This is a genomic window from Labrenzia sp. VG12 (genome assembly GCF_002237595.1).
Classification (GTDB): domain Bacteria; phylum Pseudomonadota; class Alphaproteobacteria; order Rhizobiales; family Stappiaceae; genus Roseibium.
Genome location: NZ_CP022529.1, coordinates 3991736 through 4008663, shown reverse-complemented (window position 1 = coordinate 4008663; position 16928 = coordinate 3991736). Strand labels below are relative to the sequence as shown.

Genomic DNA, 16928 nt, shown 5'->3' with positions numbered 1-16928 from the left:
GACAATTTCAGCATTAGCCTTCGGCCCCTCGCAGCCACTCGATGATCAAGCAACGAACTGTTGCTGCGCGCCCAAGTCGATCATTTCAGAGGAGCGCCGAAGTTCCAATAACGGACTTCTTCGAGATGCTGCAAAGTACCTCGGATCCGTCCAATGGATTTTATTGTGATTAGGATCTGGAATTCCTGAGGACCTGAGCTGCGTTCATTGCCATCTTAGACGGACGAGAAAGGATTACCGCCGCCGATACGCCCCTAATCGCCTCCAATCCCGCTTTCAACTCGTCATGCTGCTCTGTTTGGGCACAGTCATCCCACACGAAGCATACGATGTTGTCATAGTCCGACGTATTACTCAGATAAAGACTTGCATCTGCGGCGATCTCCTCGGTGATCTCCGCACACGCAGCTCGTCCTGTCCTGCGCATGAACTTGACCTCAATAATTGTTCGCAAGCTTGGCACGCAAAGATCGGCACGCGGGTTTTTGTGACCAATCGATGGAAGATTTTCTTCATCTTCTAGGTCGGGAAGCACAGGTGCAAGAATTGCCCAAAGAAGGTTTTGGACATGGTATTCGTTTTCAATTTCCCACCGTGCAATTGCGGACTTTGATGTTCTTGGTTTGCTCTCGAAGGTCCAGAGTCGCATCGAACGTGAAATGCTCTGTAGAAGCTGCACTAGGTTTTCCCGAGTCATCGCGCCAATTGTGATTTGTCCAAGACGGGCCAGCACATAGTCGAAAGCTGTCAACCGCACCGCATCGCGCTCGGGGCCGCAATGGTGCTGCTGCAAGGAAGATGAAAGAGCCCAACCTTCCTGCAAATCTTCCGTTGTCGGTTCAATAAGCCCTTTTGCCGCAAGCGCGACCACTAAATCTTTAGGGTGGATCTCGATGCCGAGTTCACCCAAACAAACTCTTCCCGCGCGGATCAGACCTAGCTGCCAATCGTCGTTCGAAACTTCCTTCGATGAAAGTTCGAGTAAGTTGGTCAACCATTGTTGCGTGTCAGAATCGTCAAATGTGGCAGTACCGAGAGCAACGCCCAGTAGGGCAGGACCGTCTACCTCAAAGCGAGGCGGCCTCCCTGCGACAAAAAATTTTCGTCCCTGAAGATGAGCAATTTCTTCGCCGAAAATATTGCGCTCTGTGTCTGAAAGAAGGCCGCTTGAGGCGCCGTAACCGAGTGCAGCCACATGCTCCGGGTTTCGAGCTTGAATGGGCAAGGCAACAACTTCATTTATTCGTCTGCGAAGCTCTCCTTCGTCCGAAATAAACCAACTGATAAAGGCCGCGACATGGCAAGGTAAGCCCTTCTGATGCGCGATTTTAGCTTCAAGAGAAACGCGTATGTCGAACAGATCTACCATGGCTACAGAAACCACAATGTTTTGCCGATCTGACCGAACCTTACAGCTTCTGCATCCCACCCACTGACGCTGCTTAGGCCTGACAGTCGTTCAGCAATTAGGTCAGAATAGCGAATTGTGATTGGAAACGGTTCCGGCGCAAGCATGCGCCACGAGTGCCCCGCGAATTCGAAGGCCTGACGTGCGAGATATGTCATGTCCTTGAAAGTGGAAAGGCGATGCAATTTGAGTAGGCAAGGTCGCGGCATGCCGTCACTAGCCTGTTTCAATTCCGAAGCCCCTGAAAAGACGACAAGAGATTCTCTGTCGCCTAACTTGATATGCAGACCTCGTGACGGACCAAGTACACCCTTTTTCGGATCTCGGTATCCGATACCCTTCTGCTTGTTGTCGAAAATCAGGTAAGGATGACTTTGTGCAATATGGATGAACGCGAAAGTCACGTTATCTAAATTTAAGTCTTTCACAGTCTGCTCAACTGCTTCTGCTTCTGTATCTTTGAGTGGCTTGAACACATGGAAGACAAGCCTGACCTTGTCCGTACTCCGCCAATTGTCTTGCTTTCGAACCGTGGTTATCGCACGTTTCAGGGTTGCATAGAGAGCGTCTGAATACTCTTCGAACGGTACGACGGCAGTGCGATCGGTCAGAAGATAGCTTCCGTCACTTGAGAAAACTGTCGTAATACCGACGAACCTTTTCCGTGCGCCGATGCGACTTGCAGAAACCGAATGCGAACCAAGACCGATCACAAGTTCATGGGCTACGGTTTGCGGTGAGGCCAAAAGCCACGGGGTGCCGCCAAGTTTAGCGTACGTAGCAAGGCTCAAATGATTTAAGGAGAAAACGAGTTTACCGTTGGGTTGTCCCATCGTTTCAAGAAGTACGCTCTGCACGGGAACGTCTCGCTTTAAAAATGTCGATTTTGTCGCGAAATATGGGTTGCTCCCGTCATCCAAGGATTTGAACTCTTCTTCAACTTGAACAAGAGCAAGATCCCATTTGAAGCCCTCATCACTTGCCTTTGACAAGGCGCGATGGCTTGCAGCTTGATAGTCATCGGTCGAAGAGCTGCGAGCCGTGAAGAATTCCAGATTGGGGCGCTCCAACTGAAATCGACGCAGAAAGCCATCACCGTATCGAGGAATCTTGTTGCCACTTACCGCGTCAGGCATCCCGTCAAGAAACTTTGCGACAAAGCGATCAACTTGTCCCTCATAATGCGCTTGGCAAATGACAGCTATATTGAGCTGTTTGGGGCTAAACGTCCTTTGATCATATGGCCCGTTTTTCTTAATTCCACGTTCTGCCCAATCATCTTTTCGCGAGCCGCTGGGATCAAAAACGAGAAACGGCTTCGGTATAGTTTCGGTGCTCGGAAAACCGGCTGCTGCCGAAGATAACGTCTCGCCAATTGTTACCTTTGCGCCCGGGACTGCTTCGAGATCCTTCTTCCTCAAAAAATCGAGGGCCCTTTCAATCTGTTCCTTCCGTTTCGGACCTGAATGAAATTCTGCTTCGAGCGCCTCCGCTTGCGCGAGGACCTGTTCTGCGTCCCTGCCGAGGATTTGTCTGACGCAACTGTTCAGTGTCTCTCGGCGTCCTTCTAGAAACGCATCCCTTGCGGCAACCGTTTCAAACCCTTCGGCATGATCTTCGAGCACAAGGTCATCGCCCCGAACCTCCCTCACTTTTCCGATTAGTCGCCGTCTCGTCATCAGACGTGTATCGTAGGGCTGCACTTCGATCTGGACATATCTGCCTTCTAGAGAAACCCCTTTCGAGAGCAAGTCGGCGCATGTTCCTAGAACGAGGTTTTTCGATCTCGCTTCGCAGACAACGCCGAGAATTCTGTTCTTGGTATAGATCGGCCTTGTGTCGAAACGAAGCCCCGTTCGTTTTTGTATCCAAGACGGCAAGGCTGAGTGGCCAATCATTCCCCGCGACGCATCGCCGAGCACACTCACAGGTCTATCAGATAGGATTTGCCTTTGTCCGCTAAACAAGCGCAGCAGTGCTGACGAGAATAGGGAAGGTAGCATCAGCCTGTCTTTTGCCAGGTCAATCTCTTCGCGTAAATTACCTAGTGGTTCGCGGTCGTCCCTGATCGGGATATCGATGATTGTATCCTGATCGCGCCTGAATACATGGGTGCGCGAGAATTCCTGGCGAAGTTCACGAAGATGCTCGTCATCGTAAGGTTGCCGTCCGATCAACGCTGTTGTGTCCCCGCCCACTGACAGCGGTGCAAAGTTGATGCTGTAGTGCGCCATTTGTAGTCTTAGTCTCTCTACACTGTCGCCAAATTAGCCAATATAGTTTATGTGCCTCACTTTGATTGCAATGAGTGTCGAGTGCAATTTGTTTCTACAACCGAAGCTCAAATACCTAAGAAAGTCAGAGGGCTATACACGCAAATGAGTTGCGTGCTTTGTTGACCAATGTTTCGAGTTTGAGTGCAATTCATAGTTACAAGTCGCACTTTAAGAGTTAGACAGTCCCTTCCGACACCAAACAGGTCATTCATTCAAGCTGCAACGAATGACAGCTTTGCGGGTAGCGCCGAGATCCTGCGAACGACCGACCTGGGAACACAAAGCAGCCCTTTATCTAGAACGCACCCCGCCCTACTGCGCGGTCCCCTTCGGCCTCACCCCCCAAGCCACCCCCAGCACAATCCCGAGCAACACCAACGGTACCACAGCCAACACACTCCCCGCCGCGACGAGCGCCGTTGCACCTGCGCAGGAGATCGACGCGCCGGCTTCGGCGAAGGTGGAGGCCTTGGAGGCGACCTGGCGGCGGCGGAAATTGGTGCGGCTGGCCTGGGCGCGGAACCAGAGCTGGATCAGGATCGCGCAACTGGCTGCGATCAGGGCGCCCAGGAAGGTGATCAGCGCGCCCCAGATCGACAGGGTGGCGAGGGCCAGCGTGATGGGCAGCAGGACGGCGACAATGAGCGCCTGTGCGGCCAGAACTTTTGCGGCGAGGCGTGTGAAAGCCGAGAGGGGGGCCGTGGCGATCAGGTCGGGGGCGTCCTCGCCGGAGATCGTCAGCCAGGCGAGGCCGCCGGCGAGCTGGCCGGTGGCCATCACGATCACCGGCGCGACCAGGACGGAAATCTCGGTATTGGCGCCGAAACTCACCCAGAGCATCACGGCGGGCGGGACCAGATAAAGCACCTGCATCAGCGTCTGCGACACCAGCCAGGGATCGCGGGCAATCAGCTTCAGTTCCTTGGTGACCAGCGCGCCGAGCGCCGAGTGGCCCTGGAACGGGCGGTGTGTGGCGCGGCTCTGCCGGGTGGTCTCGGCGACGCCGAGCGCCTTCACCACGATGCGGCGGAACTGGACGGCGCCGCACCAGGCGCCGATGGCAAAAAACACAAAGGAGCCTGCGAGCATCAGGGCAACAACACTTGTCTTTCCGGCGACGGCCCGCGCGGGGAACCACCAGAGCGAGCTGGCGGAGGGCACCGTCGCGCGCAGGAAATCAGCCTCGAAGAGGGCAAAGCGCGACATGGAGCCGAAGGAGAGGATCGCGACCACCTGCAAGCCGATCAGGAAGGTCGCGCCGACAACCGCCGCCAGGATCTGCGCCAGCAGCCGCGTGCGCTTCGGCCCGACCGTTTGAAAAAGGGCCAGCGTCATCAGGATGCCCGCACCGGTCGCCGTCATTGAGGCGGCGAGAATGACCAGATAGCCCGACAGCCAGTGGGCCCCGCCAAGGGCGGCTGCCACATTCAAAAAAGGCGAGATTACCAGCGCGGACATCACCCAGCTGGTGAGCGCCATCATGGCGATGCGAACCAGAAAGAGATCCCGCGACGGCGCGGGCGAGGACAGGATCAGGTCGAGATCGTCGCGGGCGTAAAAGGCGCGCGTCACCGACTCGATCGCCTGGGACAGCATCATGGTGAAGCTGAGCAGGACGGAGACCGAAATCACCGCCAGCGCGGTCTGGTCGAGCTGAAAACCACCGGCAAACTGGGGCGCGAGCACGGCATAGGCGATGAGATGCAGGACCGCGTAGAAGAGGCCCATGCCGATGAGGGTGCGTTTCAAGCCGGTCTTGCGCCAGCCGGAAAAGATCCAGGCCCAGTCGCGCCAGGCAAGGCGCAATTCATGCCGGGAAAAGCGGATCAGCGCCGAAAACGCCAGCGGGGAAGCCAAAGCGCGGCTCATGCCACCTTCTCGTCGGGGAGTTGAGAGGGGTCCGTGAAGGTGTCGCTTTGACCGTCGCTTTGAGCGCCGCCGACGATGTCGAGGAAGATATCCTCCAGGGAATGGCCCTCGGCGCTGGCGCGGGACCGCAGCTCCGCCAGCGTGCCTTCGGCGACCAGCTGGCCGCGGGCGATGATGCCGATCCGGTCGGCCATGCGCTCGGCGACTTCTAGAATATGGGTTGTCATGATGACGGTGACGCCTTTGGCGACCAGATTGCTAAGCACCTGCTTCACTTGCCGGGCCGAGCCCGCATCAAGCCCTGTGAGCGGTTCATCGAGAATGATCAGGCGCGGTTCATGGATCAACGCGCCTGCCAGCGCCACTTTCTGGCGCATGCCCTTGGAAAAGCCGCCGCAGCGCTCACCCGCATGGGGGCCGAGCCCGAAGGCCTCGAGCAGGCTGTCGGCCTTGGCCTGCGCGAAATCAGCGTCCATGTTCCAGAGGCCGGCGACGAATTCCAGATATTCCAGCGGCGTCAGCTTGTCATAGACCATCGGCTCGTCCGGCACCCAGGCCAGGATCTTCTTGGCCGCAATCGGGTCCTTGAAGGCATCGATGCCGCAGATCCGGACCGTGCCGGCATCGGCTTCCAGCAGGCCGGACACCATCCGCAGCGTCGTTGTCTTGCCCGCGCCGTTCGGGCCGAGCAGGGCATAGAATTCGCCTGCCTTGACCTTCAGCGACAGGTCGTTGACGGCAGGGTCGCTGAAGCGCTTGTGAAGATTGAATATCTCGAGGGCTGCAGGGCTGGCGGTCGGCATCAGGCACTCGTTTGAACGTGGTTTTGGGGAGGATACGGCGGGGACCTTTCGGTCCGGTAAAACCGGAGGAAGGGGTTTTTGGCCGGGCGTTTGGAAGATCGAAGGCAGACGCCCGGAACCCCCACCCCTAACCCCTCCCCACAAGGGGAGGGGGAACCGGCTGTGCCGTTCTGCCGGAGAGGTGCCTGGTCTCGCGTTCCGACCTGTATCGTTTTTCGCCCGTTTGCCACTAGCGTCTCCCTCCCCCTTGTGGGGAGGGATCAAGGGTGGGGGGCTGAGGCCTTGCCGCAGTCTCCGACACCGAATGTGCCCACCACGTTCTGGGTTCCTGCCCCTCTCCCCCCTTGTGGGGGAGATGTCCGTGAAACGGACAGAGGGGGGGAAGCGGTCGCCACTCATTCAGATAGTCCGAATGAAATTGATCAGATGATACCCCCCTCTGTCTCCTGGCGGAGACATCTCCCCCGCAAGGGGGAGAGGGGTGCAAGGACCTGAGCCGGTACACCGAAGCGAAGGCAGGCGTGCAGATCCGGAATGACGTGATGAGGGCTTGTTGGCGGTATGACGGGCAGGAGCGGATCAATCTCCGTGTCACCCCGGGCAAGCGCAGCGCAGACCCGGGGCCCACTCGCAGGGCTGCTTGCGGAATCCGGTGGCTGTTTTGCGGTCGTGCTGAAAGGACCCACTCTCTGCAAACGAGTAGGCCCCGGGTCTTGCTTCGCGCGCCCGGGGTGACAGGCGTGTTTGTTCGCACGAGGCCGCCATTTGCCGAGACCCTGCCACCGTCATTCCGGACGGTCTGCAGCGCAGCTGCATGGCCAGATCCGGAACCCAGCGATTACTCCGCGCCCTGGGCGCGTCTTTATCGAGCGACTCAGTCATTTGATTGTTTTTGTGCTCGCTGCCGCTCGCGCTGATGCGCTGGGTTCCGGATCAGCGCGCAGCTGTGCTGCACTTGTCCGGAATGACGTGGTGAGGGTGTGCTGGCGGTGTGACGGATGGGTGCGGCCCTTACCTTCCGTGTCACCCCGGGCAAGCAGAGCGCAGACCCGGGGCCCACTCGCAGGGCTGCTTGCGGAGGCCGGTGTCTGCTTTGCGGTCGTGCTGAAAGGACCCACTCTCTGCAAACGAGCAGGACCCGGGACTTGCTTTATTCGCCCGGGGTGACAGCAGTGAGTTTTTCACGCGTCACCATATTGACAAAGGCAAGTGGATGAATGTCGATAGCGGCGTTACCCGGGGTGTCCCGACAAGGGGCTGAGAGTCTGCTGGGCCGTTTTGAATGGCAGCGCAGTGACCCGTTGAACCTGATCCAGTTCATACTGGCGTAGGGACGGTGCGAGCGCTGCGACGGACGGTGCCCGGAAACGGGCCGTTCCGGCGTTTCTCCATCATTCCGGCTGCGAACTGGGTCTCCAAGCAAGATGATTGGAGCCTCAAGATGACCACTGCCGCCAAGACCCCCAAACCGGATGTCACGCAAGGCGCGCTGCCCGCCTCGACCAAGGTTTACAAACCCGGTCTGATCTATCCGCAGCTGCGCGTGCCGATGCGCGAGATTGCCGTTCATCCGACGGCCGGCGAGCCGCCGGTAACGGTCTATGATGCGTCGGGCCCCTATACCGATCCGGCGCAATTGATCGACATTTCAAAGGGGTTGCCGCGCCTTCGCGCAGACTGGATCGCCGGGCGCGGCGACACCGAAGCCTATCCGGGCCGCACCGTTCAGCCGGAAGACAACGGCTTTGCCACAGGCGACCGGCTGACGCCGGCCTTTCCCGACCTGCCAATGCCGCGCCGGGCCTGCGCCGGCAAGGCGGTCACCCAGATCGCCTATGCCCGCGCCGGGATCATCACGCCGGAAATGGAGTTCGTCGCGATCCGGGAAAATCTCGGGCGCGCGGCTTTGAAGGCGCAATCAGCGCGGGACGGCGAAAGCTTCGGTGCGGCGATCCCGGACTTTGTGACGCCGGAATTCGTTCGCGAGGAAATCGCCCGCGGCCGGGCAATCCTGCCGGCAAACATCAACCATCCGGAAGCCGAGCCGATGATCATCGGCCGCAATTTCCTGGTGAAGATCAACGCCAATATCGGCAATTCCGCCGTCACGTCGTCGATGGCCGAGGAGGTCGAGAAGATGGTCTGGGCGACCCGCTGGGGCGCGGACACCGTCATGGATCTGTCGACCGGCCGCAACATCCACAACATCCGGGACTGGATCCTGCGCAACGCGCCCGTGCCGATCGGCACCGTGCCGCTTTACCAGGCGCTGGAAAAGGTCGGCGGCGTTGCCGAGGAGCTGACCTGGGAGGTATTTCGCGACACGCTGGTCGAGCAGGCCGAACAGGGCGTCGATTATTTCACGATCCACGCAGGCGTCCGCCTCTCCCATATTCCGCTCACCGTCGATCGTGTCACCGGCATCGTCTCGCGTGGCGGCTCGATCATGGCCAAGTGGTGCCTGCATCATCACAAGGAGTCGTTCCTCTACGAGCATTTCGAGGAGATCTGCGATATTGCCCGGGCCTATGACGTTGCCTTTTCGCTTGGTGACGGTCTGCGTCCCGGCTCGATTGCCGATGCCAATGATGCCGCGCAATTCGCCGAGCTGCAGACCCTCGGAGAGCTGACGCAGATCGCCTGGGCGAAGGACTGTCAGGTGATGGTCGAAGGGCCCGGTCATGTGCCGATGCACAAGATCAGGGAGAATATGGACCGGCAGATCGAGGCCTGCGGCGAAGCGCCGTTCTATACGCTTGGGCCGCTGACGACCGATATCGCGCCAGGTTATGATCACATCACATCGGGCATCGGCGCCGCGATGATCGGCTGGTACGGCACGGCCATGCTCTGTTATGTTACGCCCAAGGAGCATCTTGGTCTTCCGGACCGCGACGACGTGAAAACCGGAGTCATCACCTACAAGATCGCCGCCCATGCCGCGGATCTCGCCAAGGGCCATCCGGCGGCGAAGATCCGCGACGATGCCCTGTCGCGGGCCCGGTTCGAATTTCGCTGGGAGGACCAGTTCAACCTGTCGCTGGATCCCGAAACTGCCCGTGCCTTCCACGACGAGACCTTGCCGAAAGAGGCTCACAAGGTGGCCCATTTCTGCTCCATGTGCGGGCCGAAATTCTGCTCCATGCGGATCTCGCACGATATCCGCGACGCCGCCCGCCAGGAAGGCGCGCGCCAGGAAGGGATGGAGGCAATGGCTGCCAGATACCGGAACGGCGGCGACCTCTATATGCCAAAGGGCGGGTAACGCGATCTGAGCGGACGACCCGCGCGGAGGTGAGGGACAGGAGCGGACGTTCCCCATCACATCCAGCGGCCAGTGCCCTGAAACGCACAGCCTCCAGAGCTCACCTGAGCGCTGGAGGCTGTGTTTTGCCGGCTGCTCCTGCCTTTGCAAATGCAGCCGGTGAGGGCTGTGTGGGCCGCGCCTAGTCCAGCGTCACCGCCTCGATCCGGCCTTCCAGCATATGCGGCAGGTAGAGCACGCCGTTCGCGGCGCCGATGTCGGCAAGGCCGGCGGGTTCTGCTAGGATTTCCGTGGCAGAACCGTCTTCGGAGATCTCAAATGCCTTGCCGTTGATCCAGTCGTTGAGAACAAGCTTGCCGTTCAGGCGGACAATGCCGTCGATGTTGCCGATGTTGCTGGCGACAACCGAGATAGCCTTTGTCTCCGCGTCGATGCTGAGCAGGCTGCCCGGGGCTTCGGTGGTGAAATCCTGCTGAAGGCCCTTGCCCCAGCTGCCGACCAGCAGGCGGCCATCGTCCCAGAAAAGTCCATTCGGATGGGCAAGTTCCGGCGTTTCGAGCCATTTTTCAAAACGACCATCCGCATAGCGCCAGATCGTGTGGGTCATCATGTCGGAGACAAAGACCGCCTGGCCATTGGTGGCAACGTCATTGAGGAAGACGGCCCCTGCGGCAGGGAGCGAGGCAACAAGCTCGCCGCTGGCCGCATCAACGATGCGCAGGTGGGTGAGATCGGCGGCGAAGATCTGGCCATCCATCAGGGCAAGGCCCTTGGGGGCATCCATGCCGGTGGCCCAGGCAGCGTCGATCACCTTGCCGTCGGTGGAGAGAAGCGCCAGGTGCCCGTTGCCGTCGACGGCATTCGGCGCGCCCTGCATGACGCTGACGACCAGCCGGTCATTGCTAGCGTCGAAAAGAACGGATTCGGGCATGTCGAAGCCTTCGGTGGACCAGAGCGACCCCGCTTCGGCGGAGAGGGGGAAGAGCGCAAGACAACCGGCGGTGACAAGGGGTTTCAGGATCTGCATGAGAGGACCTTTCTTGAGAAGTGTCGATGGGTCTCGAATGCAGAAATCGAACTTGTTTGGCAATTTCAGAAAATATGGTATCAAAAAACGATACGAGTTGACGATCTGAAGGATCAAACAAGCAGATGCGCGGCGATACGTTCAAAATCCTGCAGGGCGTTCTGAAAGCCCGCGGCATGACCTATGCGGATCTGGCCCTGCGCATGGAAGTCTCCGAGCCGACCGTGAAACGGATCTTTGCCGGCCATGACTGCAAGCTGAGCCGGCTTCTGGAGATTTGCGACATCCTGGAGGTGCCGCTTGCCGATGTGCTGCACCGGGCGGAACGCACATCTGAAGAAACCAGCCTGTTGCCGGTGGCGACCGAAGCCCGGCTCGCGGCGGATCCGTCGCTGTTCTTTCTGTTCATCCTGCTGCGCGAACCGATCCCGCAGCAGGATATCGAGGACCGGTTTCAACTGACGCCGGAGGACATGTTCCGCCTCGGCCGGGCGCTGGAGGCGCTCGGGCTGGCGGAGGTGCATCCGGGCAACCGCATCCGCATCACCTGGACGGCGCCGGTCCGTTTCCGGCCCGACGGGCCGTTGATCCCGCTTCTGAAAGAAATCAACACGCGGTTCCTGGGCCAGGTGATCGAGGCGCGGGGCGGCAATCAGGGGGCGTTTTTCACCGTCTCCCGCCGCATGCTGCCCGACACCGGCGCCTTTATCTTGCGGGAAATCGAGAGCCTGAAGGAAACCATCGCGGAACTCGCCCGGCAGGACCAGATGGTTTCGCACGACGACGACCTGACCACCTTCAAACTGACGGGTGCCTTTGCACCGGTCAGCTTTCCCGACATCCTGACCATCGCGCCGCCCGTCGGCTCTTCGCGGTCTCAGAGCGGTGAGACGTCGACAAAGACACGGTAATCCGCAATCCGACTGCCTGTCAGGGCCAGCACGGTTGCGAAGGGCACCGACAGGCTGCTGGTGTCCTGGCGGGTATAGTGCACCTCACCGGAACAGATCACCGTGTTGCCGTCTGACCAGATACCCGAAATCGTGTGCTGCATCGCCGAGATGGTTCCGAAGAACGCGGCGTTGGCATCGATTACCGCCTGCCGGCCCTGGAGTGTTTCAAAATTGCCGAGCCGGAACCGAACATCGTCTGTCACGAGACTGCCGACGCCTTCGGCATCGAGGTCGTCCACGGCCGTATAAAGCCCGGCAATCAGGTCGCGATAGGGGGTGGTGGTTTCTGTCGTGATCTGCATGTCAAATCTCCTTGTTTGACGGTTGGGGGCGTTTGAAGAGGCGGGGGAAACGCGGGGCGCTGGCATTGGAAAGCGCGACGCCCAGAAAGAGCAGCAGCACCGAAAGCGCAAAGACCGGTCCGACTGGCTCCTGGAAGAAGATCGCCCCGGCGGCGATGCCGGTGAGGGTGACGACATAACCGACCTGGCTGAAGCCGACACCGTCGGTGCGCCTAAGAAGCTCAAAGGTCAGGACGTAGCCAAGTGCAGTGGCGGCGCAGACAAGCAGAATGGCGGGGCCGATCCAGATCTGGGCTTGAAACTGCGGGAGGCCGCCGCCCCAGACCAGCGCTACGGGCAGAAACAGGACGGCCTGGGACAGCAGGGTCCCACCGGCCAGAACCAGTGGGTTGGCACCTTGCGGCATTGCCCGCTCCCGGTAGACATTGGTGAGCGCGAGGAGGACGGGGACGAGCCCGGCCGCAAGCAGCCACGGGAGGCCTGCCTCCATCGACCGGTTGCCGTCTGCCATTGCCAGTGTCACCGCGGCGAGCCCGACCAGAATGCCCGTCAGCCGGTGCAGCGGCAGCAGTTCGCGCCTTATCAGTGAAGCGAAGCAGAAGGTCAGCAGCGGAGAGAGGGTCACCAGGGCCGAGAAAAGACCGGCGGACACCTGCTGAAGGGCAACATAGCTCAGGATCTGCGGGGCGGAGACGCCGAGCAGGCCGTTGATGAGGCAATAGAGCGCGACGGGTCTGCCCAGGAGGGCCCGAAAATCGTGCCTGGATTTGATCGCCAGGCCGATGCAGAGCCCGAGACCGGCGCCCAGAACCTGTCCTTCGAAGAGCATCAGGGGCGTCAGACCGGTCAGAACGATGGCTTTTGCCAGAACAAAATTGCCGCCAACGAGAACGCCCAGAAACAGGGTCAGCGGCAAGACCGCGCCGCTCTTTGGCTGGTGTGATATCAGCTGTGCCATGAAACGCTCCGGTTTGGGGTCCATGGCAATTTATTGTTGTTCTACTTTTTCACTATATGGCGATTGATTGACTTTAAGTTGATCTCAAAGCAACAATGAAACGATCATGGAGAGCATTCCCGATTTTGCCGTGTTTGTTGCGGTCGTTGAAAAGCGCAGTTTCTCGCGGGCAGCGGAGCATCTGGGCCTGACCAAATCGGCGGTCAGCCGGCGCATCACCCAACTTGAGGCAAGATTGGGCGTTCAGCTGCTTCAGCGCAGCACACGCAAGCTGGTGCTGACGGATGCCGGTTCTCGCTATTTCGCCCATGCCAGCGAAGCCGTGCATCATGTCCGGTCGGCGGAACGGGAAGCGGGGCTTTTTGGCAGCGAGGCGGTCGGGGAGATCCGCGTTCTGGCACCGATGGCGTTCGGCAGCCGGCATCTGGCGCCCCATCTGCCGGCCTTTCTTCGGGCGCATCCGAAGCTCAGCGTCGACCTGACGCTCGATGACCGGTTTCTGGCGGCGATCGATGACCGCTATGACCTTGCGCTCAGAGCGGGTGACTTGCCGGATTCCAGCCAGATTGCCCGCAAGCTGACCCCCTTGCGCAGCGTGATCTGTGCGTCGCCGGACTATGTCTCCCGGCATGGTGCGCCCGACGTGCCGGCGGAGTTGCACGGGCACAATTGTGTCTTCTTTTCCTATTCCGACAACATGGATGTTTGGGAGTTCCGGTCACCGCTCGGCCCGGAAAGCATCCCTGTCACCGGCAATCTGAAGATCAATAACAGTGAGGCGCTGTGCGCGGCTGTCCTGGCGGGGGGCGGCATCGGGCGCCTGCCGAGTTTTGTTGCGCATTCGTTGCTGGATGAAGGCCGGCTGTTGCGGCTTTTGCCGGCATTCGAGATGCCGTCCAAGGCGCTCAACATCCAGTTTCCCAGCCGCCAGCTGATCCCGCGCGCCGCACGCGTTCTGATCGACTATCTGGCCGATCTTTATGACCCCGACCTGCCCTATTGGGACAGGGATGTGGGGGTAGGTGCGGCGGCCGACAGGCGCTCGTAAGGGTTTTATCTGAGCTTGAAGCTGTTGGGCACGGTGCCTAAGCTAAGTCATCGCAGGTTGCCCGTGAGCCTTAGGAGACATCCCTTGCCCCTTTATCAAGCCTCGTCAAATCGCCGCAACGAAGTCTTTGATCTTTATACCCGAGATCTTTCGGAACAGGCCCTGCCGAAATACCGGATGCCAGAGAACTCCTCGCTTGCCGACACGGTCTACAACCTGATCCATGACGAACTGCTCCTGGACGGCAATTCGCGCCAGAATCTGGCAACCTTCTGCACCACCTATGCTTCGCCTCAGGTTCAGCAGCTGATGCAGGACTGCGTCGACAAGAACATGATCGACAAGGACGAATATCCGCAGACGGCGGAGATCGAGAACCGCTGTGTTCACATTCTGGCCGATCTCTGGAACGCTCCGGATTCCGTCGTCACACAAGGCTGTTCCACGACCGGATCATCGGAAGCGGCGATGCTGGGCGGTCTGGCGCTGAAGTGGAAATGGCGCAAGAAGCGCGAGGCCGAAGGCAAACCTGCCGACAAACCCAACCTGATCTGCGGACCCGTCCAGATCTGCTGGCACAAGTTTGCCCGCTATTTCGATATCGAGTTGCGCGAGCTGCCGATCCTGGACGGTGAACTGGGCATGCGCCCGGACCAGATCGCCGCCGCAGTCGATGAAAACACCATCGGGGTCGTTGCCACGTTGGGGGTGACCTTTACCTGCGTTTATGAGCCCGTCGAGCAGATTTCGGCGGTACTTGACCAGATCCAGGCGGAGCGCGGTCTCGACATTCCGCTGCATATCGATGCGGCCTCCGGCGGTTTCATCGCACCCTTCCTGCACAAGGACGTCGTCTGGGATTTCCGCCTGCCGCGGGTCAAGTCGATCAACGCCTCTGGCCACAAATACGGGCTGGCGCCGCTGGGTGTGGGCTGGGTGGTTTGGCGCGAAAAGGAAGACCTGCCAGAGGAACTGATCTTCAATGTGGATTATCTCGGCGGCCAGGTGCCCACTTTCGCGCTCAATTTCTCACGGCCGGCCGGGGAAATCATCGCGCAGTACTACCAGTTCCTGAGGCTGGGCAAGCAGGGCTATACGGATGTGCAGGGAGCTTGTGCAAATGCGGCCCAGTACCTGGCCGATGAGCTGGAGAAAACCGGCCATTTCGACATTCTCTACAATGGCGACGGCGGCCTGCCGGCGGCCTGTTACTCGCTGAAGGACAGCGCCAACAAGGCCTATACGCTTTATGACATTTCGGAGCGCATGCGTATGCGGGGCTGGCAGATTGCCTCCTATCCGTTGCCGCATAACCGGCGCGACCTGGTGGTGCAGCGTGTTCTCGTGCGCCACGGCATGGGCAAGGACCTGATGGCCCTGCTCGTGGACGACATGAAACGCACCATCGAATTCCTGGACCGCAATCCGTTGTCGAACGCGGAAGCCGGCCCGACCTTTCACCACGGCAGGTAAACGAGATGACAGAGACCACACAGGCGGCTGGCACATCAGCCGCCAAGGGCCGCATTTCCGTTCTGGGCCTTGCGATGATGACGGTGGCCGCTGTCGTCAGCCTGCGCGGCCTGCCGCTCATGGCCGACGAGGGCACGACGTTGCTCTTTTACATCGGCTTTGCCTCACTGATCTTTCTGGTCCCGGCAGCGCTGGTTGCGGCCGAGCTCGGCGGCATGTTCGCCCAGTCCACCGGCGGCGTCTATGACTGGGTCAAGGCGCCGTTCGGCGCTCGGGCTGGCTTTGTCGCGATCTGGCTGCAATGGATCCAGAACGTTGTCTGGTATCCGACCGTGCTCGCCTTCGCAGCGGCGTCGCTCGCCTATGTCATCGGCAAGCCGTCGCTGGCCGATGACGGCATCTATACGGGCTCCGTCATCATCGGCGCCTATTGGTTTGCGACCGCAATTGCCCTCACCGGCACGAGTGCAGCGGCGCGGTTTACCTCGGTCGGCTTCGTGCTCGGCACGGTGGTGCCGGGCCTCCTGATCATTGCGCTTGGCGCCGCCTGGATCGCGGAAGGCAACGCGATTGCCTTCCTGCCGCAGGCCGCCGAAAGCGCGCAGGCCCATATCCGTCTCTTCCCGCATATCACCGGCCTGTCCTCGATTGCCTTTCTGGGCGGGATCGTACTTCTGTTTGCCGGGGTGGAAGTCCACGCCGTTCATGCAAATGAGCTGAAGGACCCGCATCGCGATTTCCCGAAAGCCATTCTTCTGTCCGTCGCGATCATCGTGGTCCTGTTCCTGCTGGGCTCCCTGGCGCTGGCCGCCATCGTGCCGGCCGACAAGATCGCGCTGGATCAGGGGCCGATGCAGGCGTTCAGTATCGCGCTGTCCGGCTTCAACCTGGGCTGGCTGGTGCCGATCCTGGCGCTTCTGATTGCCCTCGGGGCGCTGGCAGGCGTGATGTCCTGGATTACCGGGCCGAGCCGGGGATTGCTGCGCACCGCCCGGGACGGCGAGCTCCCGCCTTTCCTGGCCAGGACCAACAAGAACGGCATTCAGGTGGTCATTCTGGTGGTTCAGGGCTGCATCGTCACGGTGCTGGCGTCGCTCTATTTCTTTCTCAAGAACGTCTCGGTGGCGTTCTTCCTGCTCTCGGCCATGACGATCACGCTGTATCTGGTCATGTACATGATGATGTACGCGGCGGCCGTGCGTCTCAGGATCACGCATCCAGACATGCCACGGTCCTACAAGGTTCCGGGCGGCATGACCGGTTTGCTGGCGGTTGCGGGGATCGGCTTTGCCGGTGTGGCCTTTGCCTTCGTGACGTCGTTCTTCCCGCCGAGCCAGCTGCCGGTCGGCAGCCCGGCCACCTATGTCGGCGTGGTGGCGGCCGGGTTCGTCGTCTTCACGGGATTGCCCATCCTGATCCACTCGCTGAAACGACCCTCCTGGGTGAAGGTGGAGGATGAGGGGAACTAAACCTGGCTTGGGTGCCTGAGTCAGAGCCTAAGCACGTTATTTCAGGCGGTCTGCAGTGGTGCTGAACTTGCCTGGAA

The 16928-nt window shown here is 59.8% G+C and carries 12 protein-coding genes and 1 riboswitch; of the genes, 5 read left to right on the top strand and 7 right to left on the bottom strand.

All coding sequences use genetic code 11. The features are described from left to right. Positions 1 to 169: 169 nt before the first annotated feature. The 4 genes from CHH27_RS18580 to CHH27_RS18565 form a co-directional block, all read right to left on the bottom strand. Complete coding sequence (locus CHH27_RS18580; protein WP_094072911.1) at positions 170 to 1369, bottom strand: hypothetical protein; 1200 nt, start codon at positions 1367 to 1369, stop codon at positions 170 to 172. Positions 1370 to 1371: 2 nt separating this feature from the next. After that, entirely contained in the window at positions 1372 to 3642 is a 2271-nt protein-coding gene (locus tag CHH27_RS18575; RefSeq protein WP_094072910.1) for a hypothetical protein, read from the bottom strand. 354 nt (positions 3643 to 3996) lie between these two features. Beyond that, positions 3997 to 5553, bottom strand: a complete 1557-nt coding sequence (locus CHH27_RS18570) for a hypothetical protein (protein ID WP_094072909.1) — start codon at positions 5551 to 5553, stop codon at positions 3997 to 3999. Continuing rightward, positions 5550 to 6356, bottom strand: a complete 807-nt coding sequence (locus tag CHH27_RS18565) for an ABC transporter ATP-binding protein (RefSeq protein WP_094072908.1) — start codon at positions 6354 to 6356, stop codon at positions 5550 to 5552. The genes CHH27_RS18570 and CHH27_RS18565 overlap by 4 nt, the downstream gene beginning before the upstream one ends. A 1227-nt stretch (positions 6357 to 7583) precedes the next feature. Then, positions 7584 to 7708: riboswitch (TPP riboswitch) on the top strand. A gap of 89 nt (positions 7709 to 7797) precedes the next feature. Here CHH27_RS18565 and thiC point away from each other — a divergent pair. Then, positions 7798 to 9621: a phosphomethylpyrimidine synthase ThiC gene (gene thiC / locus CHH27_RS18560; RefSeq protein WP_094074854.1), complete on the top strand. Its 1824-nt coding sequence runs from the start codon at positions 7798 to 7800 to the stop codon at positions 9619 to 9621. A 181-nt stretch (positions 9622 to 9802) separates the two neighbouring features. Here thiC and CHH27_RS18555 read toward each other — a convergent pair whose 3' ends face one another. Continuing rightward, positions 9803 to 10648, bottom strand: coding sequence for a hypothetical protein (locus tag CHH27_RS18555; RefSeq protein ID WP_094072907.1), 846 nt, complete (start codon positions 10646 to 10648; stop codon positions 9803 to 9805). A gap of 125 nt (positions 10649 to 10773) precedes the next feature. Between CHH27_RS18555 and CHH27_RS18550 the strand changes: the two genes are divergently transcribed. Then, the gene (locus CHH27_RS18550; RefSeq protein ID WP_094072906.1) at positions 10774 to 11559 is read left to right on the top strand and encodes a helix-turn-helix transcriptional regulator; all 786 of its coding nucleotides are present in this window, start codon (positions 10774 to 10776) and stop codon (positions 11557 to 11559) included. Here CHH27_RS18550 and CHH27_RS18545 read toward each other — a convergent pair. Both CHH27_RS18545 and CHH27_RS18540 read right to left on the bottom strand, forming a co-directional pair. Continuing rightward, positions 11526 to 11903, bottom strand: a complete 378-nt coding sequence (locus CHH27_RS18545; protein ID WP_094072905.1) for a nuclear transport factor 2 family protein — start codon at positions 11901 to 11903, stop codon at positions 11526 to 11528. The two genes, CHH27_RS18550 and CHH27_RS18545, sit on opposite strands and share 34 nt — an antisense overlap. A gap of 1 nt (position 11904) precedes the next feature. Then, positions 11905 to 12861, bottom strand: coding sequence for a DMT family transporter (locus CHH27_RS18540; protein WP_198338254.1), 957 nt, complete (start codon positions 12859 to 12861; stop codon positions 11905 to 11907). A gap of 106 nt (positions 12862 to 12967) precedes the next feature. Here CHH27_RS18540 and CHH27_RS18535 point away from each other — a divergent pair, with 106 nt between their 5' ends. From CHH27_RS18535 to CHH27_RS18525, 3 genes are all read left to right on the top strand, one after another. Then, positions 12968 to 13909: a LysR family transcriptional regulator gene (locus CHH27_RS18535; RefSeq protein ID WP_094072903.1), complete on the top strand. Its 942-nt coding sequence runs from the start codon at positions 12968 to 12970 to the stop codon at positions 13907 to 13909. 84 nt (positions 13910 to 13993) lie between these two features. After that, on the top strand, positions 13994 to 15382 hold the full coding sequence (locus tag CHH27_RS18530; protein WP_094072902.1) for a glutamate decarboxylase: 1389 nt from the start codon (positions 13994 to 13996) through the stop codon (positions 15380 to 15382). Positions 15383 to 15387: 5 nt separating this feature from the next. Continuing rightward, entirely contained in the window at positions 15388 to 16851 is a 1464-nt protein-coding gene (locus CHH27_RS18525; RefSeq protein ID WP_094072901.1) for an amino acid permease, read from the top strand. The last annotated feature ends 77 nt before the right edge of the window (positions 16852 to 16928 follow it).